This window comes from Bradyrhizobium cytisi (assembly GCF_008123515.1).
Classification (GTDB): domain Bacteria; phylum Pseudomonadota; class Alphaproteobacteria; order Rhizobiales; family Xanthobacteraceae; genus Bradyrhizobium; species Bradyrhizobium cytisi.
This window is the reverse complement of sequence record NZ_VSSR01000002.1, coordinates 158,300-180,393: the sequence shown is the minus strand read 5'-3', so window position 1 is coordinate 180,393 and position 22,094 is coordinate 158,300. Positions and strand designations below refer to the sequence as shown.

Below are 22,094 nucleotides of genomic sequence, written 5' to 3'. Positions count from 1 at the left end.
AATTCGGGTGAGAGGGACTCTCCGCGAGTCGAACTCTTACCGTTGTTTTCGGCGACGGTCCCGTGCTCGCAGACGAATTGCTCGAATTTGTCATCAAGGTCGTCAAGACGTGTCGATCTCGAACGCGATGGGGCATAAGCCGATGTCCGGCTGCATGGGCGTATTGGCGGCCAAGGTTTTCCGTATTTTGTGAAAAGGGTATTTACCTACCAAAGACGCCGCTCCGGCGCATCTTTGATCGGCTCGCCGTGAACGCCAATGGTGTTGAAGGCTTCGAAGACGGTTTATCGGCGCTGCACCAGACCAACTTGCCAAAATATCCGGACCTCTTGGCCTCAATCAGGTACATTCAGTAAGGGGTGGCTTTTGATCAACGGCCGCGAAGGCCGGCAATTGCGATCGGAGCTGGCATGTCGAGAGGATTGAACCCTGCTTCTATAAACGAAAGCGTGCTGACGCAGCGCTTGAGCGAGCTTGAATCCGCTGCGAACTGGCCGCCGTCTGTGCTCCAGGACCTCGAGCGCTTTATTCACACCGGCGACGACTATGATCTCTTTCGGATCAACCCGATCAAGTACGCGACCGTCAACGGGTTGAGTGAAGCCGATGGAATCAACCTGTTTGTGCACGCCGCCAAGGTCGGCCTGTTCGAGATGCAGTGGCTACTCATCTGCGCCTATTGCCCACAGGTCGCAGGCAGTTTTCGTGAGCTGGACCAGGTCCATCCACGCTTCCAGTGCGAGTTCTGCAATGCACTCAACGACGTGGCGTTGGACGACTACATCCAGGTTGCCTTTACGGTCTCGGATGCCGTCCGCGACATTGCCTTCCGCCATCCTGAGCAGCTGTCCGTGCAGGACTATTATCTGCGCTACAATTTCTCCCGGGACTTCAGGCCTCCACATGGGATGACGCACGAACAACTCGTCGCCGCGCTCTCACGCGGATTTTCCGATGTTGAGGCTGAGCAGCGCGGAAGCTTCGAGTTTGACGTGACAGCCGGCCGTTTCGAGGTGCTTGACCTCAGCCACAAGCTGCTCCTGGTCTTCTTCGCCAAGGGTGACGTGGCGGGACCCCAAGGGACGCAGATTCAACTCGAATCGGGTCGGTTCGTGGTTCCGGACCGACCGATTGGGCCGAGAGAAATGGTCCTGGGCGATGGACTCTTTGCCTTTCGACGGACGACCGACGTCAGTCCAGGCAAGCATACCGTCGTGATTGAGAACCGCACGAGCGAGCGCGGCCGCTTCTGGTTCCTCCAGTATCCTCCCCAGTTCGTGCCTCATCTGGTCGAATACGAGCCCTTTCTGTCTGGCAAGCGGTTACTGCTCACCCCGTGCTTCGGCGAACTCTACAAGACGCAGTTGGTGGACGAGCGCGAGAGCCTCGCCGTCTCCGACATGACTTACCTGTTCACGGATCTGAAAGATTCGACTCCGCTGTATGAAAGCGTTGGCGACGTGAATGCCTATTTTCTCGTTCGTCAGCACTTCGACATCTTGAACAAGATCATTCGAGAACGATCTGGCACCATCATCAAGACGATCGGCGATGCGGTCATGGCCGGATTTGAGCGCCCACAGGATGCTGTCCGTGCCTCCATCGAGATGATCGAAGAACTGTTGCACTTCAACCAAACCGCTTCACGGCCGCTAGGCCTCAAGGTCGGTGTGCACAGAGGCAGGGCGGTTGCCGTACGGCTAAACGACCGGATTGATTACTTCGGGCAGGACGTGAATATTGCTGCACGCGTGCAAGGGCTTGCCGCCGTCAACGAGGTGTGCCTGACCGAAGCTGTCATGGAAGCCCCCGGCGTCAGTGACATCGTCGAAGGACGCCCGGCATCGCGCGACTACGAGAACTTGAAGGGCGTCGGCCAGAAGATGGAAATTCATCGGATTGGAGTTTCTCCGACACGGAGGTGAGCCCCGCTGATGCCGCCAGCAAAAAGCCGCCGATAACGGCCGAACTGATGACAGTGTCCGCTCCACTCCGACCAGCAGCGCTTTCGCCTGATTGAGGTTTTGAGCGAGTGACCGCCCGCGACGCTTTTAAGGAAAAAGGGGCCTCACGGCCCCTTCGTCCTTTACCAGCGGTGCCAGTGGCGATGGCCCCAGCCCCACGGACGCGGGCCGTAGCCATAGAAGCGTCGCGGGCCGCCGTAATAGCCATAGGCGCCGTAATAGTTCGGGCGCCACCAGCAGCGGCCCCAGGCGTTGCAGACCATCCGCACCTGATCGACCTGCGCGGCCGGACCGCCTGCGACCTGATCGGCCTGCGGAATGCCGTTCGGCATCGCCGCGAGCGCTTGTCCCGACGCCAGCGCGGCGCTGCCCAGGGCAGCCAGACCAAGAACAGCAAGTTTGAGTGTCATCGCGATCTCCCTCATTGGTGGCGGGAGAACTTGCGCCAGATCAATTGGTTGCTATCGCAGCGCAAGGCGGCGAGGAATTTAATCTTGGTGAACGGGTGTTCACGGGAGCGACGTCGTCGCAATCCTGGCCCGCGGGGCGTCGATCAAGCACGCATCCCGATCGCGGGCCGAAATGGAGGATCGTTCTCGGGCGAGGGTGCCGGCGCATAGTGATCGAATTGCATTGTGAAGGTCGCGCGACCTTGGCTCATCGAGCGCAGGTCATTCGCGTAACCGAACATGTCGATGAGCGGCACCATCGCGCTGATGACGGTGGCGCTGCGCCTCTTTTGCCCCCGGATCTGGCCGCGTCGCAAATTCAAGTCTCCGATGACGGGGCCGATACAGTCCTCCGGGATCGCCACCTCCACCGTCATGATCGGCTCGAACAGCAACGGCCCTGCCTTCTGAAGCGCCTCTCGGAACGCCGCACGTGTGGCGATCTCGAAGGCCAGCGCCGAGGAGTCGATGTCATGATATTTTCCGTCAATCAGTTCGACCTTGATGTCGATCACCGGGAAACCGGCGACAACGCCCGCGCAAAGCACGCTCTCGATCCCCTTTTCGATGCCGGGGATATATTCCTTCGGCACCGCGCTGCCGACGATCTTGGACTCGAACCGGTAGCCCTTGCCGAGCTCGTTCGGCTCGACGCGCAGCTTGACGGCAGCGAACTGGCCTGAACCGCCCGACTGTTTCTTGTAGGTATATTCCACCTCGGCCGGCCGAGTGATGCGCTCGAGGAACGCCACCTGCGGTGCCCCAACCCTGAGATCGACGTCATGGCTACGCCTGATGGTTTCGAGGATGGCGTCGAGATGGAGTTCGCTCACGCCCTTCAAGACGGTCTGTCTGGGCTCCTGATCGATCGAAAATTCGAAGGCAGGGTCTTCGTCCGCGAGCTTTGCCAGCGCAATGCCGAGCTTCTCCTCATCGGCCTTTGACTTCGGCTCGATTGCGATCTCGATCAGCCGCGGCTGGGAGGACATTTCGTTCGCCGCGACATACGGATTGATTCTGGGAGGGCCGGACTTCCAGTTCACCCATTCTTCAGCGTCGCGGAGCGAAACAAAGTCGGCGATCGGCAGATCAGTGAGGTCGGCCCGGCGGTGAACGACGCGCCAGCCGCCTTCTTGAAGGCGCTGGATGATGAAGCATTCAACGGGCAAGTAGATCATTTTGACGTATCAGCCCTCAAGCCGGCCTGTTCCGGAGCCTTATGCCGTCGGCTTCGCGTGCTCGGCAAAAAACGTGGTCTCCCGCGTGATCGTGATTTTGTGCCCTGTGATGCCGCGCAGGATCGCTGTCAGCGCAAACCATCTGTCGAATGGCGCGCATTCCTTGTTCTCGTTGGTCAGCTTCGCAAAACTGCAGCCTGCCGCCTCCCGCGCCAACTCGCCGATCGTGAGGATGCGACGCGGAACGATCCGGGAGACCAGCCACCTCTCGTAACCAAAGCCAAAGCAGAGTGCCGCCGCCAGGAAGAGTACAAGCAGATTGTCCAACGAGGTCCCAACGGCGTGCCACAGGCAGCCGAGCAGCCCCAATACGAATAGGGCCGGCCAACGGAAAGGTCTCGGCCATCTCGCTGACATCCGGAAAGAGGCTTCCAGACTCGGAAGATCAAGGCCTGAACCCTGCGCAAGCCGTCGCCACTTCGGAGCCATCGAGCGAGGCTCGAGTCGTTCAAGAACTGAAATGGGCGTTTGGGGCGTGATCTCGCTCGCGATTCCCATGGTTTTGAGTGCTCGACGCAGGCGGTAGAACGCCATTTGAGAAAGGCAAACCTGCGTTCTGCTTCCGGCGTTCGGATGTTTCACTTCGATCAGATCGTAAAGCTGGCCGACGGTCCGCGTCTGCTCGGCTTCCGCGTCGGTCAGCTTGATCCCAAAGGTTCGCTCAACGTCGTGGATGACGTCCACATCATCGCCGTCGCCGACGAAGTTCAACGTGTCTTTCATGTTTTTCGCCAACGGACGGGTTGCCGTGATCGGAGCATTCGTTGCACTCGGTCCAATCGTAACGCCGCGGCGTTATGCCCGTCTTCATCGGCCGTGGTGCGTCATGATGTTATTCTGCCGGTGTTTTGCCCGACGTGTCAAATCTCATGGCCGCACGGCTCAAATCAGCTCGAGCCAAATTGTTGAGCAATTTCTACTGTGCATAGGGTTGTTTTCGAGGTTCTTTGTGGTGCGTCCGGCGTCGAGGCTACTTCCCCTGGAACTGCGGCTTGCGCTTGTCCATGAAGGCCTGCCGGCCTTCGCGAAAATCGGCGCTGTCCATGCAGGCCGTGCCGATCGCCTTGATTGCGGTCATGTCGCGTGCGCTTTCGTCCTTCAGCACCTCCGCGATGGTGATCTTGGCGGCCTTGATCGCAAGCGGCGCGTTCTGCGAGATCGTCGCGGCAATCGCCATGGTCTCGCCCCAGAGCTGGTCGTCGGGGATCACGCGCTCGACGAGGCCGATGCGCAAGGCTTCGGTGGAATCGATGCGCATGCCCGTGTACATCAGCAGCCGCGCCCAGGACGGGCCGACGAGCGACACCAGGTGCCGCAGGCCGTCAAAGCCATAGGCGATGCCGAGCTTCGCCGCGGGAATGCCGAACTGGCTGTCGTGCGCGGCGATGCGGATGTCGGCCAGCATCGCGACCTGCATGCCGCCGCCGAGGCAAAAACCCTGGATGCAGGCAATCGTCGGCTTCGGGTAGTCGGCGAGCAGCGCGCGCTGGGCGGCGCTGCGCTTGCCGTACTCCTCGGAGGCCGCCGCATTATGGCGGTTTTTCTCGAACTGGCTGATGTCGGCGCCGGAGACGAACGCCTTGCCGCCGGCGCCGCGCATGATCACGACGCGCACTGAATCGTCGTCGCGCAAGGCTGTCAGCGCTTCGCCAAATCCCTCCCACATCTCCAGCGACATCGCGTTGCGCTTGTCGGGATTGTTGAAGGTGATCACACCGACGCCGTCGGCGACCTCCGTGATGATCTTGCCGTCGGCGTAGGGAGCTTCATGGGGGAGATCAGGCATCGCGCGCTCGCTTGTCGTTGACGAGGCGCAATGTGCGACCGGGCCGAGGCCCAGGTCAACCGCGGCGGGGCGAGGGGATTTGCATCAGCCCGTGCCGCGATTGCATGTCTACTGCGCCATATGCGCGGTCAGCGGATGATTGCCGGCATTGCTGAAGAACGCGGCTTCTTCGGCGGTTGCCTCCAGCAACTGCTCGTCCTGGCTATAGACGTCGCTGCGGAACTGGATGGACTGGTCCCTGGTCATCCACGCGGTGAGATAGATCCAGGCCACCGGCACCTTCCTGGCCATCGCGACCTCCTGGTGCTGACCGGTGGCGATTTCCGCATCGATCGCGGCGCGGCTCCATTTCGGCTGGTCCTTGAGCAGCCAGGCGGCGAGATCGCGCACATTGTCGACGCGGGAGCAGCCGTGGGAATCGAAGCGGTAGTCGTCGCTGAACAGATTGCGCTGGTTGGTGTCGTGCATGTAGACCGAATAGGAGTTCGGCATGTCGATCTTCACCGCGCCGAGCGCGTTGAAGGTGCCATTCTGCTGGCGCACGGTGAAATTCGGCGTGTGCGTGCCCGACCAGTCGACCGAATGCGGATCGATCGGATTGTCGTGGCCGTCGAGCACCTCCATGTGCATGCGCGACAGATAGGTCGGGTCCTTGCGCATATGTGCGGAGATCTCGGTCTTGGCGATCGAGGAGGGCACCGTCCAGGTCGGGTTCAGCACCACGCCGGTGATCTGGGCCGTCAGCGTCGGCGACGGTTTTTCGGTCTTGCCGACGATGACGCGATAGCGCCGCACCACGACGTCGTTCTCGACCGCCTCGGCGAAGGCGGCGGGGATGTTGACCACGACATAGCGCGTGCCGAAGCTGAAGTTGGTGTTCTCGAGCCGCTCGAGCGACGCTTCCAGTTGCCGGATGCGCTTTTGCACTGTGACGTTCATGGCCGCGAGCGTGCGCGGCGTCATCGTGCCCGTCGGCGCAAGACCGTGGCGGGCCTGGAAGCGCTTCACACCGTTCGCGAGATCCTGGTCGAAAGCACCGCTCGCCTTCTCGGCAGCGAGGTCGCCCGAAAGAATCAGCCGCTTGCGCAGGAGGTCGTCGTTGGCGCCTTGCACGCCGGGCGCGAACCTGGCGTCCGCAGGGATCGTCGGCCAGCCGCCGCGCACCGCAATATCGGAATAGCTCAGCGCCGCGTCCTTGATGCGCTGGGCGGTGCCTTCGTCATAGGTCGGCTCATGCGTCAGCGCGAGCGCTGCGGCCGAGCGGCTCTCGGCGGTCGAAGCCGGTGCCGCAGCGGCGGCTTTGGGCGCGGCGGCGTGAGCCGGGTTGGCGACCGCCGGCACGGTGCCGGAGGTGCCGGGCTTGGGCCCGGCCTGGCCCGTGGTCTCGGTCTGCGCAAGCGCAGAGGCGCTGACGATGAGGCCCATGGCAATGATCACGGCATGGCGTTTCGACATCTGTCTGGTTTTCCCCAAGAGGCAATTCCCGGCCGCTGTGCTGCGTGCGCCGATCGGCGAAATCGGCGGAAGCTAGGGCATCAGGGTTGCGGTCCCATTAAGCGCATCGAGGCCCCCGCGCGTCCAACGCGGAGGCTCTCGAGTAGGTCGCAACAAGGTTGGGACGGGTTCGCGTAAACTGCGACGAATACCAAAAAAAGGGGCGGTCATGCCGCCCCAAAAATCGAAGGCCGCGCGCATAAGGTGCGCACGTCTTTCTCCTGCCAATCAGGCTTCATCCTGCCAATCGGGCCTCGCCCAATCCAGCCGCGCCCCCGCGACGCGGCGGATTGAACATTGGCCGTGAAGGCCAGGCCGTCGATCGATCAGGCTTCGTTCGCCGCGATCGATTCCATCAGCGAGACGAGCTGACGCTGCACCGTCTGATCCTTGATCTTGCTGTAGGCGCGCAGCAGGCGGAGGCTGAAAGCCGAGTCCAGGAACAGGAGGCTTTCGACTTCGCGGGCCTTGTTGTCGCCGTCATAGAAGAAGGTCACGGGCACATCGAGGGCGGTGGCGATCTGCTGAAGCCGAGCCGCGCCGACGCGGTTGACGCCCTTCTCGTATTTCTGGACCTGCTGGAAGCTCACGCCGAGCTTTTCGCCGAGCTCAGCCTGCGAGATCTTCATCTCGACGCGCCGCAGACGGATCCGCTTGCCAAGCTCGATGTCCGGCTTGCCGGCACTGCGCTGCTTCATCCTTTTCGCCGCTGCTTTCATTTTGGTTTTCACCTTTGTTCTTCGGTTGAAAATCCCCCGAAGAGCTGGGTCAGGGGTTCGCCCATATACGAGTCCTTGAATTCATGCGGATGCACGAACTCTTCCTTAAACCACGGGAAGCGAGCCGGATTGAAAGCTTCGATCAGCCAATCAATCATGTGCCGCACGCGGGGAATCCGGCCGCTACCAGGGTGGTAGGACAACCAGATATCCAGCGGTCGGTTCAACTCGACCTCCAGTGGAATCAACTTCCCGCCAAGCGCAATGGCATAGCTCGGGAATACGCCGATTCCGGCTCCATTCGCGACAGCCCAGTAATTGGCGCTTGAGACGTTGGTCTTCATGACCAGAAGGTCACGCTCCGGAACGCCCGGGAAGAAGCTCTCGAAAGTTTCCTTGGCGGCGAGCTGGTCGGCGAATTGCAGCACCAGGCGGTGCTTGATCAATTCGAGCGCCGAGTGCGGCGTGCCATATTTTTCAAGGTATTTTTCCGAAGCCCAGAACATCAAATGCATGCGGCCGAGCCGCACCAGCTTGACGTCGAGCGCCGATGGCCGCGACAGATGGATGGCGACGTCGGCCTCGTGGCGGGAAACGTCCGCCGAGCGCATCGCGCAATGCAGGTCGACCAGGATATTCGGATAGGCTTGCTGGAATTCCACCAGCCGGGGGGCGAGCCAGAAGGTGCCCAATCCCTCGGTGACGGCGACGCGAACCTCGCCGGTGAGGGCGTTGGCGGTTGAATCGCTGGTGCGCAACACGTCGAAGGCCGCCGCCTCCATGCGCTCGACAGCGGAGACCACCAGCGCGCCTTCATCGGTGAGATGGGTGCCGTGGACATCGCGTGTGAACAGGGTGGTGCCGGTCTGGCGCTCAAAATCATCGATCCGGCGGCGGACAGCGTTGATCGACAGAGACAAGCGTTCGGCCGCCGAGCGGAAGCTGCCGCATCGAACGACTTCCAAGAAGATGCGGGCCGCATCCCAATCGGAGAGGCCGCTGATGTTTGTCTTTAGACGTTCCTCCAGTGGAACGCCCCTTTCCGCCAAGGAGTGCATACAAGTCCCTTCGAAACGCTAAAGTGGCAGAATCCAGCGCAAACCACAACCACGACGGGTTGGGGAACGGTGAGTTTTGAACGCCATACTTACCGCGCCCGAAGTGGTATTTTAGTGTGCTTGGGGTTGGGAATCGGGCTAGTTGTTGCCCGGAAGAGGGGTACACGTGCGTTCCGTTGCGAGCCTTGCCATGGCTGCGGGATTGCCGGGTCCAAGTGGACCTGAGGGTGGCGTGCGAAATGCCGCGCGCGCTTGCGGGATGGATCGATCGCACGGGCCGAGGCGTTTCAGCTCCAAGCGTTTCAGCTCCAGGCGTTTCAGCTCCAGGCGTTTCAGCTCCAAGCGTTTCAGCTTCAAGCGTTTCAGCTTCAAGCGTTTCAGCTCTCGCCATTCCGACTTGCGCCGCTTTGCAAAGCCATCTGGAACTGCGGTTTCGACGCAGAAACACATTGAAATCATCTTCGAGGGCGCGGACTCCTCATGCTATCCTTGGCTCGCTTTGGGGGCCAAGGGGATCGTTTCAAGCACGTCTCGCAGCCCGAACTAACGGAAAGAACGCCGTGTCGCATTCAGACGAACAGTTGCAGTCGGTGCTCGAGACGCTCGAGGAGTGCCGCAAGGTTCTCAACGAGAGCAACAGCCGTGAGTCGGCTGAGCTGCTCTCGATCGTCATCCTCGATGTCAGGATGAAGCTCAAAGGAATTGACAGTGCGGACCTCAAGGCGCTGTGCGACGAAATGCTGCGGAGCGCTGCCAGCGAGCCGCTGCCCCCCTCCAAGCAGACGCAGGACCAGCCCCGGCGTCCGCTGCTCCGCGTGGTGAAGTAGCCGCGCCGCTGAATCTCGCTTTTTGGCGAGATTTGTGCGAGTCCCGATGCCGCATCTGTGATCGCAGACGGCATCGGGAGGAGCCTTGGTTTGATCGCGCCTCTGTTGCGCATTCCCCGGCATCGGCTACACCAGAGCCGGTTTGGCTCCGGCCATGCGCCCATTCCCGGCGCGCTGCCCGAGGGCCCGGGATGGCTCCGACTGCATCATGCAAAATGTCTCGATTACGGCGGCGCTGATTGCCGGCCTCGTCAGCTTCCTCTCGCCTTGCGTCCTGCCCCTGGTTCCGCCCTATCTGATCTATCTCACCGGCGCCACGATCGAGCATGTCGAAAGCGACGAGCCGGCGTCGACCTCCAAGCGCGCGATCATGATGGCGGCGCTGCTGTTCGTGCTCGGATTCTCGACGGTGTTCGTGGCTCTCGGTGCCAGCGCCTCGCTGGTCGGCGGGCTGATCCGCGCCTGGTCGGCGGAACTGTCGATCCTGGCCGGCATCGTCATCATCATCATGGGCCTGCACTTCCTCGGGCTGACGCGGATCGGCCTGTTGATGCGCGAGGGGCGCCTGACTGCACCAAGACCCGTCGGTCTCTGGGGCGCCTATGTGATGGGCCTCGCCTTCGCCTTCGGCTGGACGCCCTGCATCGGCCCGATCCTCGCCGCGATCCTCTCGATCGCTGCGGCGGAGGCGACGGTGACGAAGGGGGCGGGACTGCTCGCGGTCTATTCCGCCGGCCTCGGCATTCCCTTCCTGATCGCGGCGCTGATGATCGAGCAGTTCTCAAAGCTGTTCGCGCGCATGAAGGGCCAGCTCGTCAATGTCGAGCGCGCCATGGGCGTGTTGATGGTCATCACCGGCGTCGGCTTCCTCACCGGCGCCGTCTCCAATGTGAGCATCTGGCTGCTGGAGACATTTCCGGCGCTGCAGACGATCGGGTAGGCGTTCACCGCTCCTCGTCCAGCGCGCAGATGACCGTGCAGACCACGCCGCGCGGCAGGAAGTCGACCGTTGCCTCGCCGCCGAGCTGGTCGCGCGCGCTGCGCTCGATCAGGCGCGAGCCGAAGCCGCGCTGCACCGGCGCGGTCACCGGCGGGCCGCCAGTCTCGGTCCAGATCAGCCGGAGCCGCGGCTTGGGCGCATCTTCCATGATCTCCCAGTCCAGGGTCACCCGGCCGGTCTCGTTGGACAGCGCGCCGTATTTCGCGGCGTTCGTCGCGATTTCATGCACGATCATCGACAGCACCACGGCAAGCCGCGGTGACAGTGGCACGGTGGGGCCGGCCATCCTGATGCGATCGGGATTGGCGAGCAGGAACGGCTGTAGCGCGCGTGCGATCACGTCTCGCAGCTCCGAGCCCGCCCACTTCTCCTGGCTGAGGAGATTGTGCGCCTCGGCCAGCGCGCAGAGGCGCCCCTCGAATTTGGCCCGCTCGTCGCGGCTGGCGCTGCGAAAAGTCTGCACTGCGATGGCCTGCATCAGCGCCAGCGTATTCTTGACGCGGTGGTTGAGCTCCTCGATCAGCAGATTGTGCAGCATGTCGCCGCGCGCGATCGTGGTCGCCATCCTGACCGCAAAGGTGAGGCCGACCAGCAGCAGCACGCCGCCGATCAGGCTGGTGATCGCGATGTCGCGCCAGAGCGGCGCGATTAGCGAGCTCTCGGTGACGCCGGCGGCGACGGTCCAGCCGGTCAGCCGCGATCGCGCATAGGCCGAGGCGAGGGCCACGCCGTCGAGCGACACGCTCGACAGAACCGCCTCGGGTGCGCGGAACATCGCCTCATAGAGCGACGGCGAAGCCTGCTTGCCGAAGGTCTCGTTCGGATTGGGGGCGCGCGCGAACACGACGCCCTTGCTGTCGAGCAGCGATACCGTCCACTGCTCGTCGGGGCGCTGCCGTTCGACCAGGTGCTGGAAGATGTCGATCGGCGGGCTGAAGGAGAGCGTGTAGACGACTTCGCCGTCACGCAGCACCGGGACCTCGACCGTGACGATCGGGCGCTTCTTGGACGAGCCGGTGAACAGGTCGGAAAATTGCGGCGTCTTGCTCGCGAAGACTCGTTCGACGATATCGCGATTGTTGCGCGGCGGCAGGCTCGCCGTGTCGGTCGTCAGCGTCGAGAACAGCTGGTGCCCGGACTTGTCGGCCAGCAGCAGGACGCTGTCCTCGCCATACTGGCTGATGAACCCGACTGCAGAGCGGCGGAAACTGTCGAAGTCGTCCCTGTGCAAGGACTCGCTAAGCGCGAGCACCTGCAGGCCGCCCGTCATCCGCTGCACCTCGGAATCGAGCACGAGGCGCATGCTTCGCACCGTCTCGAGCACCCGGCGCGTCGCGTCGCTGCGGTCCTGGCGATAGTTGGAATAGGCGAGGCCGACGGCGAAAACGATCAACGGCAACATCGTTCCCGTCACCAGGAGAGCGAGCCGGACCGGCAAAGAGAGCTTTGACAACGCAGGCGTCCCGGTTCCAGCGCTGCGACGCCGGATTATGATTTTGTCAAACCATACGGGCAGGATTTGCGCTGCGCCATGATTTTCACATCCGGCGAGCAGGCCAGACAGGATTTTTGCGGCGCAATCGCCGCCGTCTCAACTCATGCTGATGGCGGTGAGCAGAAGACACATGGCGTCCACGACCGCCACGCTGAGCCCGGCGATCCGGGCTTCTCGATGCGATGTCGCGGGCTCCGCGATGATGCGCGAAGCCCGTTGCAACAAAAGTTGGGAAGGTCAGAGATTGCTCTCGGTGATCGCGGCGTAGATCATGCTGCGCAGCTCGCGGCGGAGCGGATAGGCGCTCGACGGCAGCACCTGCGTCATGAAGATCGTGATCAGCTCCTCGGCCGGATCGATCCAGAACGAGGTCGTGGCCGCGCCGCCCCAATTATATTCGCCGGGGCTGCCGGCGATCAGTGTCTCCGCCGGGCGGATGGTGACGGCGAAGCCGAGGCCGAAACCGATGCCGTTATAGGTCGCCTCGGAGAACAGCGAGCGCGATACCTCGGGAAGGAAGCGGCCGCCCGGAATGTGGTTGTTCGTCATCAGTGCCAGTGTCTTCGGCCCGATCAGCCTGACCCCTCCGAGCTCGCCGCCGTTGAGCAGCGCGCGGCAGAAGGTGAGATAGTCGGCGACCGTCGAGCACAGGCCGCCGCCGCCGGAGATGAAGGAGGGCGGCGAGAGGAACGAGCTTTTGGTCGGATCGTCCTGGAGCGTCAGGCCCTCGCGTCGCTGGCCGGCATGGAAGGTCATGCCGCCACCGGGATCGGCGGAATAGCAGGCGGCGAAACGATGCGCTTTCGAGGCCGGCACGTGGAAGTCGGTGTCGGTCATGCCGAGCGGATCAAGGATGCGTGTTTTCAGGAACTGCTCGAACGGCATGCCCGAGATCTTGCCGACGAGGTAGCCGAGCACGTCGGTGGAGACCGAGTAATTCCAGGCCTCGCCCGGCGAGAACTCCAGCGGGATCTTGGCCAGCGCCTCGATCATGGTCTGGAGCGTGCCTGACTTCTCGACCTCGCCGATCTTCTCGGCGCGATAGGCGGCATCGACATTGGAGCGCTGCTGGAAGCCGTAAGTCAGCCCGGACGTGTGGCGCAGGAGGTCGACGATCAGCATCGGCCGGGACGGCGGCCGGGTCAGGAAGGCGGGTGAGGTGCCCGCGACGAAGACGCCAAGATCCTTCCATTCCGGAATGTACTTTGCGACGGGCTCGTCGATCGCGACCAGGCCTTGCTCGACCAGCATCATGAAGGCGACGCTGGTGAGCGGCTTGGTCATGGAATAGATGCGGTAGATGGTGTCGTCCTTGACCGGCGCCTTGCGCTCGATATCGGCAAAGCCCTGGACCGAACTGTGCGCGACCTTGCCGCGGCGATAGACCAGCAGATGCGTGCCCGGGAAACGGCCGGCATCGATGTAGCGGTTCTTCAGGTGTGCATCGACGCGGTCGAGCGCGGCCTTGGACATGCCGACGGATTCGGGCGAGGCGGGGGTAGGGGCGAGCATCAGTTCCTCCGGGCAGTTTCTGCAGGAGGTAATAGCCGAAATGGGGACCCCATTCCAAGCGGGTCGCGCTTAACGCGAGCCCACCGACTGGTGTAGGCTCCAGTCTGGAACGCCTCCAGGGAGCCCCCAGGACTTTTCATGGGCCCAACGAGAAAAATGCAAGGCAAACGCATCATGACCCAGTTCAACGAGACCGAACTCACCGAAGCCGTCGTCCGGAGCTTTGACCAGACACCGAATCCGCGTGCGAAATTCCTGCTCCAGGAATTGATGAAGTCGCTGCACGATTACGTAAGCAAGACCGGTCTCACTTTCGAGGAATGGGAATACGCCATCGATTTCCTGACCCGCACCGGCCAGAAATGCACCGACACCCGTCAGGAGTTCATCCTGCTGTCCGACGTGCTCGGCGTCTCCATGCTGGTCGATGCCGTCAACCACCGCGACCGCGACGGCGCGACCGAGACCACGGTGCTCGGCCCGTTCTATGTCGGCGAGCACAAGATCACCGCTCATGGCACCGATATCTCGCCGAACAATCTCACCGGCGAGCGGATGTTCGTGCAGAGCCGCGTCACCGATCTCAAGGGCGAGCCGCTCGCCAATGTCCCCGTCGACGTCTGGCATGCCGACGATGACGGGTTCTACGATTCACAGAAGGCGAATTACGACGAGGTCGGCGCGTCGGCGCGGGCGCGTTTCATCACCGACGCCGACGGCCGCTTCTTCTTCCGCACCATTCTGCCGTGCAGCTATCCGATCCCGACGGACGGGCCGGTCGGCGAGATGATTGTGCAGACCAAGCGCCACCCGATGCGCCCGGCGCATGTGCACTTCCTGGTCAATGCCAAGGGCTACGAGCCGCTGATCACCCACGTCTTCATGGACGGCGACAAATATCTCGATTCCGACGTGGTGTTCGGGGTCAAGGACGACCTCGTCGCCAAGGTCGAGCCGCGCAACGACCCCGAGATGCCCGACGGCGGCAAGGCGAGCGGACAATGGCACCTGATGACCTACGAATTCCACCTCAAGCCGGGCGGCGGCATGGCGCCGAAGCCGCTTGGGACGAAGGCGGCGGAGCCGGCCTGACGGCCCTGCCGGGCGCGCCGCTTCTCACCTCCCGATATAGGCCGCCAGCTCGTCGGGCGTCCCCATCGGAAAGGCCTCCTTCATAAAGTCGAGGAAGGCGGATACGCGCGCGCTCAAGAGCCGGCGCGATGGATAGAGCGTCCACAGCGCGATCTCTGGTCCGTCGACGTTGCCCCAATGCACCAGCGTGCCGGCGGCGAGGTCGTGACTGACCAGTGACACTGGAAGGCGTGCGGCGCCGACGCCCGCCCGGACCGCATCGCGGACCATGACGAGCGATGACAGGCGAAGCACCGGATCAACCGCGATGCGCGATCTTCCAGTTGGCACCGTCACTTCCCAGGTGGTCAGCTGGTCGCCCGCTCCGCGCATGACAGCCGGCACAGCGAGATAGTCCCTCGGTCGTTTCAGCTCCGGGCTCGCCACGATCACCAGCCGGTCGCGCAGAAAGATTCGTCCGACGAGGCTTTCATCCGGATCCGGATTGACCCGGATGACCAGGTCGTAGCCTTCCTCCACCATGTCTACGGTCCGGTCTTCCGTTGTGACCTCAAGCCGGACCTCCGGACATCTGAGCGCGAACCTGGCCGCGAGCTTCCCCATCGCAGTCTGCGAGAACAGCAAAGGCGCGCTGATCCGCAACTTGCCTCGCGGGCTTTCTCCACCCGAAGCGATCGCTGCCGCCGCCTCGTCGAGCTCGGTGAGCAATGCCCCCGTTCGCTCGAAAAGGGCACGTCCTTCCTGGGTGAGCTTCAGGGCGCGCGCACCGCGCTCGAAAAGGCGCAGGTCGAGGCTGCTCTCCAGTTCCGCGACCCGGCGGGACAGGGTCGCCTTCGGCCGCCCAGCGGCACGTGCGGCCCGTCCGAACCCTCCGTGGCGGGCGACGAGATTGAAATCAGCGAGGGCGAGCAGATCCATGCGTTCCACCAGTGAGACAGAAGGTCTAAATATAGCGTCTATCGGGCCAGATGTGGATCGCTAGTTTCCGGAGTGTCTTTTGACCCCAACCGGAGTGGCCCCCATGACCATCCTCGTTACCGGCGCAACCGGCACTGTCGGCCGCCAAGTTGTCGAACAACTGGTGAAGCGCGGCGCCGATGTTCGTGCTCTCGTCCGCGATCCCGCGAAGGCCAATTTCCCGACAGGCGTCACCGTCGCGCAGGGCGACCTGCTCGATGTCGACTCCTTGCGCGGCGCGTTGTCAGGCGTATCCACCCTGTTCCTGCTCAACGCAGTGGTGGCAGATGAATTCACGCAGGCGCTGATCGCGCTCAACCTGGCGCGCGAGGCGGGCGTCGAGCGGATCGTCTACCTGTCAGTGATCCACAGCGATCTCTACGTGAACGTGCCGCACTTCGCGGGCAAGTTCGGTGTCGAGCGGATGATCGAGCAGATGGGCTTCAACGCCACCATCCTGCGGCCGGCCTACTTCATGAACAACGATCTCACGATCAAGGACGTCGTGCTCGGACATGGTGTCTATCCGATGCCGATCGGTAGCAAGGGGCTCGCCATGATCGATGCGCGCGACATCGGTGAGATCGCAGCCATCGAGCTGATCCGCCGCGAGCGGGCCACCGGGCCGCTCCCGCTTGACCGGATCAATCTCGTCGGTCCGGACACGCTGACCGGCGCGGATATCGCCGCCATCTGGTCGGAGGTGCTGGGCCGCACGATCGCCTATGGCGGCGACGACGCCGGCAGATTCGAGCAGAATCTCAGACAGTTCATGCCGGGCTGGATGGCCTACGACATGCGGCTGATGTGCGAGCGCTTCCTGACGGACGGCATGATTCCCGACGCTGGCGACGTCGAGCGTCTGACCGCGCTCCTGGGCCGTCCCCTGCGTTCCTATCGAGACTTCGCCTCCGAGATCGCGGCGTCGGCCTGAGGGCAGGGGCGATACCCGACAACGACAACAAGGATGCAATCGCCAGCGCAGGCGTCCCGCCTTACGAGGTAGCTACCATGCAAAATTCTGAAACCGACGACATCCGGACTGCCCCACCGAAGATACTGGTTCTTGGAGCGACCGGCGGTACTGGCCGTCTGATCGTCAGCCAGGCGGTGGCGCGAGGGTACGACGTCAGCGTGCTCGTGCGTTCTGCCGAGAAGGCGCGTGATCTCAAGGGGGCGAAACTCATTGTCGGAGACGCCCGTGACGAAAAAGTGCTGCGCCAGGCGCTCAAAGGCCGTGACGCCGTCGTGAGTGCGCTGGGCACACGGGCAAGCCCGTTTCGAGAGGTGACGCTTCTCTCGACAGCGACGCGCGCGCTCACGAGCGCAATGCAGATCGAGCAAGTCTCACGTCTGGTCTGCATCACGGGACTGGGAGCCGGTGACAGTGTCGGGCACGGCGGTTTTCTTTTCGACAAGCTGATTTTCCCGCTGCTCCTGCGCAGAGTGTACGCCGACAAGGATCGTCAGGAATCGATCGTGAGAGACAGCGGCCTCGATTGGGTTCTGGTTCGCCCCTCCGTCCTGAACAACAAGCCGAGCCGCGATACGATCCGGGCGCTCACGGATCTATCCAACTTCCATGGCGGAGGCATATCGCGAGAAGACGTTGCGAGGTTCGTCTTGGACCAGCTGCGCGCTGATGCCTGGCTGCATCGTTCTCCGTTGATCACATGGTGAAGGCGGCCGACCCGGCCTGACCCAGACCGGCCCTGCTAGCGCGCGTGCAGCAGGGCGAGCAGGACGACGACGGCGCAGGCCAGGACCACCGTGGTCAGTTTCCAGAACAGAAGCGGATTGCGCTCGATCAGGGGCGTGGTCCGCGTGCTGAGGTACGCGGGGTTCGGGATTCTGAGCTCGTAGGTGAATTCGGACACATCCTCGTGGCGCTTGTTGGGATCCGGATGCAGCGCCTTGCGTAGCGCGCCGTCGATCCAGACCGGGACGGCGCGGTCGTCATGGCTGGCCGGACGGTATCTGAGCTTCCAGGCGTCCGATCGTCCTCTGATACGGCCGACCTGGGCGCCGTAAGGCAGCTCTCCGGTCAGCATCTGGTAGCAGACGGTCGCCAGCGAGAACATGTCCGATCGGGGAGAGCCGCCTTCGCCAAGGAAGTATTCGGGCGCGGTGTACTGCACCGTGCCGAGGATTTCGGCCTCGCCCGGTGCCGCCTCGGCGACGCCGGCGACCTTGACCGCACCAAAGTCGATGATCTTCGCGGTGCCGGTCCTGTCGATCAGGACGTTGTCTGGTCGCAGATCCTGATGCAGCATTTCCATGCGATGGAAGGCGCGCAGGCCCGCGGCGATCTGGTCCACGATGCCGCGCACGGTCTCGAGGTCGGGGCGAGGATTGTCCAGCATCCACTGCCGTAGCGTCTGCCCCTCGATGAACTCGGTCGCGACATAGAGATAGTTGCGTCGTTTGGACCGCGAGCGGGGCTTCAGGACGTGCGGGCTGTCAATCCGTCGCGCGATCCATTCCTCCATCAGGAACCGCTTCAAATAGGCGGGATCGTCGCGAAGATCGATCGAGGGGATCTTCAGCGCGACCGTCTCCTCAGTCTCGGTGTCGACCGCGAGATAGATGTGGCTGCGGCTGCTGGCGTGAATCTCGCGGACGATACGATAGCCGTCAAACAGCGCCCGCGGCTCCGGCAGCGGTGGCGGCGGTAGCTCGGCCGTGCCGCCAAAAATGTCGGATGAGCCGGTCGGCGGCACTTCGTCGATGCGCAGGATCTGGACGGTGATGTTGTCGTCGCTGCCGCGCCGATAGGCTTCCTCGACGATGGATTTCGCCGCTCCATCGAGATCGTCCGCGTGCGTCGCGAGCGCGGTCCGGACGAAGCGATGATCGACGAACTCGTAGGCACCGTCGGTGGCCAGCAGGAAGATGTCGCCCTGCTCGATCTGGAGCGCCTGGTAGTCGATTTCGATTTGCGGGTTGATGCCGAGCGCGCGGCCGAGATAGGTCTGTTCCGACGAGACGATGACGCGGTGATCGTCGGTGAGCTGCTCGAGCGCCTTGCCGGCGACGCGGTAGATCCGGCAATCGCCGACGTGAAAGATATGGGCCATGGTCGATTTGACCACCATGGCTGTGAAGGTGCAGACATAGCCCTTGTCGCGATCATAGGCGTATTGGCTACGGCGCGTCTCGGCGTGGAGCCATGAATTCGTGGCTTCCAGCACGCGTCGCGCCGAGGTCTTCACCGTCCAGGACTCGGGCGTGCAGTAATAGTCGGTCAGGAAACTCTTGACCGCGGACTCGCTCGCCACCTGGCTCACCGCGCTGCTCGAGATGCCGTCGGCCAGGACGACGGCAATCCCCTTCAGGCCTAACAGCGGCTCCGCCGGGATGAGGGCGCCGTGAAAGTCCTGATTGACCGGCTTGCGCCCCCTGTCGGAGTGCTGCCCGATCGAAATTCGCAAGCCCCGGTCCATCCTCGCCACCAATGCAAAGGGAGCCTCACCTTATCAGGCGAGGCTCCCTTTGTTGACGATCAGGCCGCGGCGCGGGTCTGCGCCTTCGCACCCGGTTCGCGCTTCGGCTTCGTCAGCACATGCGTCGCGTACAGCGTCAGTCCGGTGAAGGCGAGGCCGCCCACGAGGTTACCCAGCACGGTCGGGATCTCGTTCCAGATGAAATAGTCCATGATCGAGAACTTGGCATGGAGCATCAGGCCTGAAGGGAACAGGAACATGTTCACCACGGAATGCTCGAACACCATGTAGAAGAACACCAGGATCGGCATCCACATCGCGATGACCTTGCCCGGCACAGTCGTGGAGATCATCGCGCCCACGACGCCGGTCGAGACCATCCAGTTGCAGAGCATGCCGCGGATGAACAGCGTCGCCATGCCGGCGGCGCCATGTGCCGCGTAGCCGAGCGTTCGGCCTTCACCGATATTGCCGATGGCCGCGCCGACCTTGTCCGGGTCCTGCGTGAATCCGAACGTCGTCACGAAAGCCATCATGAAGGCCACCGTGAGGGCGCCGGCGAAATTGCCGATGAAGACGAGGCCCCAGTTCCGCAAGACGCCGCCGAGCGTGACCCCCGGCCGCTTGTCGATCAGCGCGAGCGGCGCGAGCACGAACACGCCGGTCAGAAGGTCGAAGCCCAACAGATAGAGCATCGAGAATCCGACCGGAAACAGCAGTGCGCCGATGATCGGCTGGCCGGTGTTGACGTTGATCGTGACGGCGAACCAGGCGGCGAGTGCCAGGATGGCGCCGGCCATGTAGGCGCGGATGACCGTATCCCTGGTGGACATGAAGATCTTGGATTCGCCTGCGTCCACCATCTTGGTGACGAATTCCGAAGGTGCGAGATACGACATCAACAGCTCCTTTGCTCATGTGCATGATCGACCCGGTCCGTGCCGGATCGACGCCTTTGTCAGACCAGTGAGCTTTCGCGCCCCGTGGGATTGGGGCGCGTACCGGAAAGCGACATCGACATGCGCAAGGGATAGCGTCACGATGACCGCGCCTTGGCGGACCAGCGAATAGGCTTCCCAGTGGCCTTCGGTGGCTTCGCGCTCCGGCTCACTGTCAGTCATCGTTGACTAGGCAGAGTGGAAGCAATCGATGTGCCAGATGATCCGGCACGGCAGGCTGCATTCCGAGCCCAAATTTGCTCGTGCTGGAAGGGGATAGCCCTTCTGGAGAACATCGCGTCCGACCGCCGCCGCGGCGGGCTGGCGCGAAAACGGGCTCCTGCCCAACTCTTGTGCGACGCACAATCAACGGGCGAATCCGCATTCAAGAAATGAGCGGCCAGCAAGTTTTTGATGCAATTATAGGCGTGATTATTTTTTCATCATAGACACAAGTGGCTGTAATTACTTATTTTTCTCTCATTTGCCGACTTGGCATGGAGCTTGAATTAAGCGTCTCGACGCCATCGACGCCGTCACCGAGCAATCATTCAAATCGTGACACCGCCGAAAACGGGGGGCTTCCCCGAGCGTGCATCTTTGCGCCCCGCGTCAGTCGGTGTCCCGCTTCCTAGTGAAAGGGACTTTTCCAATGAAGGAAGGCAATCCGAAGTGGATTTCTGACTGGCGCCCCGAAGATGAGGCGTTCTGGAATGCGAGCGGCAAAGTCGTCGCCCGGCGTAATCTGATCTGGTCGATCGTCGCTGAGCACATCGGCTTCTCCGTCTGGCTGATCTGGAGCATCGTCGCGACCAAGCTGCCGCAGGCGGGCTTCCACTACTCGACCGACGAACTGTTCCAGCTCGTGGCTGTGCCGGGCCTGATCGGCGCCTTGATGCGCTTTCCCTATACGTTCGCGGTCACCACGTTCGGCGGGCGCAACTGGACGATTTTCAGCGCAGCCGTGCTGTTCATCCCGACTCTGGCGCTTGCGTATTTCGTCGGTCAGCCCGAAACGCCGTTCTGGCTGATGCTGCTGATCGCGTCGACGGCCGGTCTCGGCGGTGGCAATTTCGCTTCCAGCATGACCAACATCTCCTTCTTCTTTCCTGACCGGATGAAGGGTTGGGCACTCGGCCTGAACGCGGCCGGCGGCAATATCGGCGTCTCCAGCGTGCAGCTGCTGACGCCGATCCTGATGACGCTCGCCGTCATCAACCTGTTCCAGGCAGCGCCGGTCGGCGGCGTCTATCTCCAGAACGCGGGCCTGATGTGGGTGTTGCCGATCGCGATCGCGGTGATCGGCGCGGTGTTCTTCATGAATAACCTGACCTCGGCCAAGTCGTCGATCAAGAACCAGCTTGCGATCGTCAAGCGCAAGCACACCTGGATCATGGCCATCATCTACATCGGGACGTTCGGCTCGTTCATCGGCTACTCCGCGGCGTTTCCGCTGCTGATCAAGACGCAGTTTCCGACTGTCACGATCTCGATCGCGTTCCTCGGTCCGCTGGTCGGCTCGTTGTCGCGTCCGTTCGGCGGCTGGCTCGCCGACAAGGTCGGCGGCTCCATCATCACCTTCTGGAATTTCATCGCGATGGCGGCGGCCACGATCGGCGTGCTGTACTTCGTCGGAGAGAAGGACTTCACCGGCTTCCTCGCGATGTTCCTGATCCTGTTCCTGACGACGGGCATCGGCAACGGCTCGACCTACCGCATGATCCCCTCGATCTTCCGCGAGGAGAACCTGTTCAAGGTGCGCGGCAAGGGCGATGGGGCGCGCGCTCTCGCGCTGAAGACCGCGAGCATCGAGAGCGGTGCGGCTGTCGGCTTCATCGGCGCGGTCGGTGCGGTTGGCGGTTATCTGATCCCGAGCAGCTTCGGCAAGTCGATCGCGATGACGGGCGGACCGCAGGTCGCGCTCGCCATCTTCCTCGCGTTCTACGCGATCTGCCTCGGAATGACCTGGTGGTTCTACCTGCGTCGCAGCCCGCAGGCGGAAGGCGCGCCAAGCCTCGCCGAAGCGCGCGTGTAATCGCGCGTTACGAAACTCGCTTCTCCCCGCACGCGGGGAGAAGCCGCTCTGATGACGTTTGATCCATGAGCTTTCTCCGCAACGGCG

The 22,094-nt window shown here is 62.6% G+C and carries 18 protein-coding genes and 1 pseudogene; 7 read left to right on the top strand and 12 right to left on the bottom strand.

The genetic code is table 11. The features are described from left to right. Window positions 1-410 precede the first annotated feature (410 nt). Window positions 411-1,925, top strand: a complete 1,515-nt coding sequence (locus tag FXB38_RS01490) for an adenylate/guanylate cyclase domain-containing protein (protein ID WP_148749008.1) — start codon at window positions 411-413, stop codon at window positions 1,923-1,925. Window positions 1,926-2,086: 161 nt separating this feature from the next. Here FXB38_RS01490 and FXB38_RS01485 read toward each other — a convergent pair whose 3' ends face one another. From FXB38_RS01485 to FXB38_RS01455, 7 genes and pseudogenes are all read right to left on the bottom strand, one after another. After that, window positions 2,087-2,374 carry a hypothetical protein gene (locus FXB38_RS01485; RefSeq protein ID WP_148749007.1) on the bottom strand — a complete coding sequence of 96 codons (288 nt, stop codon included), beginning with the start codon at window positions 2,372-2,374 and terminating at the stop codon, window positions 2,087-2,089. A 143-nt stretch (window positions 2,375-2,517) separates the two neighbouring features. Then, window positions 2,518-3,525: pseudogene (locus FXB38_RS01480) on the bottom strand (translation factor GTPase family protein); the annotation flags it as partial. A 105-nt stretch (window positions 3,526-3,630) separates the two neighbouring features. After that, window positions 3,631-4,374, bottom strand: a complete 744-nt coding sequence (locus tag FXB38_RS01475) for an acyl carrier protein (protein ID WP_148749005.1) — start codon at window positions 4,372-4,374, stop codon at window positions 3,631-3,633. Window positions 4,375-4,621: 247 nt separating this feature from the next. Continuing rightward, window positions 4,622-5,437: an enoyl-CoA hydratase gene (locus tag FXB38_RS01470; protein ID WP_148749004.1), complete on the bottom strand. Its 816-nt coding sequence runs from the start codon at window positions 5,435-5,437 to the stop codon at window positions 4,622-4,624. A 108-nt stretch (window positions 5,438-5,545) separates the two neighbouring features. After that, window positions 5,546-6,892, bottom strand: coding sequence for a L,D-transpeptidase family protein (locus tag FXB38_RS01465; RefSeq protein WP_148749003.1), 1,347 nt, complete (start codon window positions 6,890-6,892; stop codon window positions 5,546-5,548). A 365-nt stretch (window positions 6,893-7,257) separates the two neighbouring features. Further along, entirely contained in the window at window positions 7,258-7,629 is a 372-nt protein-coding gene (locus FXB38_RS01460) for a helix-turn-helix domain-containing protein (RefSeq protein WP_014497036.1), read from the bottom strand. 29 nt (window positions 7,630-7,658) lie between these two features. Then, the gene (locus FXB38_RS01455; RefSeq protein ID WP_148749002.1) at window positions 7,659-8,708 is read right to left on the bottom strand and encodes a LysR family transcriptional regulator; all 1,050 of its coding nucleotides are present in this window, start codon (window positions 8,706-8,708) and stop codon (window positions 7,659-7,661) included. Window positions 8,709-9,268: 560 nt separating this feature from the next. Here FXB38_RS01455 and FXB38_RS01445 point away from each other — a divergent pair. Both FXB38_RS01445 and FXB38_RS01440 read left to right on the top strand, forming a co-directional pair. Beyond that, window positions 9,269-9,535 carry a hypothetical protein gene (locus FXB38_RS01445; RefSeq protein ID WP_027528892.1) on the top strand — a complete coding sequence of 89 codons (267 nt, stop codon included), beginning with the start codon at window positions 9,269-9,271 and terminating at the stop codon, window positions 9,533-9,535. A gap of 208 nt (window positions 9,536-9,743) precedes the next feature. Then, window positions 9,744-10,475, top strand: a complete 732-nt coding sequence (locus tag FXB38_RS01440; protein ID WP_148749001.1) for a cytochrome c biogenesis CcdA family protein — start codon at window positions 9,744-9,746, stop codon at window positions 10,473-10,475. Window positions 10,476-10,479: 4 nt separating this feature from the next. On the opposite strand, the gene FXB38_RS01435 is transcribed toward FXB38_RS01440, so the two are convergent. After that, a complete protein-coding gene (locus tag FXB38_RS01435; RefSeq protein ID WP_148749027.1) occupies window positions 10,480-11,937 on the bottom strand; it encodes a sensor histidine kinase in 1,458 nt (485 codons plus the stop codon). Between the two features lie 330 nt (window positions 11,938-12,267). After that, the gene (locus FXB38_RS01430; protein ID WP_148749000.1) at window positions 12,268-13,542 is read right to left on the bottom strand and encodes a serine hydrolase domain-containing protein; all 1,275 of its coding nucleotides are present in this window, start codon (window positions 13,540-13,542) and stop codon (window positions 12,268-12,270) included. A gap of 174 nt (window positions 13,543-13,716) precedes the next feature. Between FXB38_RS01430 and FXB38_RS01425 the strand changes: the two genes are divergently transcribed. Continuing rightward, window positions 13,717-14,634, top strand: coding sequence for an intradiol ring-cleavage dioxygenase (locus FXB38_RS01425; protein ID WP_148749026.1), 918 nt, complete (start codon window positions 13,717-13,719; stop codon window positions 14,632-14,634). A 24-nt stretch (window positions 14,635-14,658) separates the two neighbouring features. On the opposite strand, the gene FXB38_RS01420 is transcribed toward FXB38_RS01425, so the two are convergent. Beyond that, entirely contained in the window at window positions 14,659-15,552 is an 894-nt protein-coding gene (locus FXB38_RS01420) for a LysR family transcriptional regulator (protein WP_148748999.1), read from the bottom strand. 103 nt (window positions 15,553-15,655) lie between these two features. On the opposite strand from FXB38_RS01420, the gene FXB38_RS01415 reads away from it, so the two are divergent. Then, window positions 15,656-16,525, top strand: coding sequence for an SDR family oxidoreductase (locus FXB38_RS01415; protein ID WP_148748998.1), 870 nt, complete (start codon window positions 15,656-15,658; stop codon window positions 16,523-16,525). A 77-nt stretch (window positions 16,526-16,602) separates the two neighbouring features. Further along, window positions 16,603-17,271: an NAD(P)-dependent oxidoreductase gene (locus tag FXB38_RS01410; protein WP_148748997.1), complete on the top strand. Its 669-nt coding sequence runs from the start codon at window positions 16,603-16,605 to the stop codon at window positions 17,269-17,271. A 35-nt stretch (window positions 17,272-17,306) separates the two neighbouring features. Here FXB38_RS01410 and FXB38_RS01405 read toward each other — a convergent pair whose 3' ends face one another. Further along, window positions 17,307-19,034, bottom strand: a complete 1,728-nt coding sequence (locus tag FXB38_RS01405; protein WP_187434595.1) for a bifunctional protein-serine/threonine kinase/phosphatase — start codon at window positions 19,032-19,034, stop codon at window positions 17,307-17,309. 59 nt (window positions 19,035-19,093) lie between these two features. After that, window positions 19,094-19,933: a formate/nitrite transporter family protein gene (locus FXB38_RS01400; protein WP_148748995.1), complete on the bottom strand. Its 840-nt coding sequence runs from the start codon at window positions 19,931-19,933 to the stop codon at window positions 19,094-19,096. A gap of 691 nt (window positions 19,934-20,624) precedes the next feature. Between FXB38_RS01400 and FXB38_RS01395 the strand changes: the two genes are divergently transcribed. Then, a complete protein-coding gene (locus FXB38_RS01395; protein WP_148748994.1) occupies window positions 20,625-22,007 on the top strand; it encodes an MFS transporter in 1,383 nt (460 codons plus the stop codon). Window positions 22,008-22,094 lie beyond the last annotated feature (87 nt).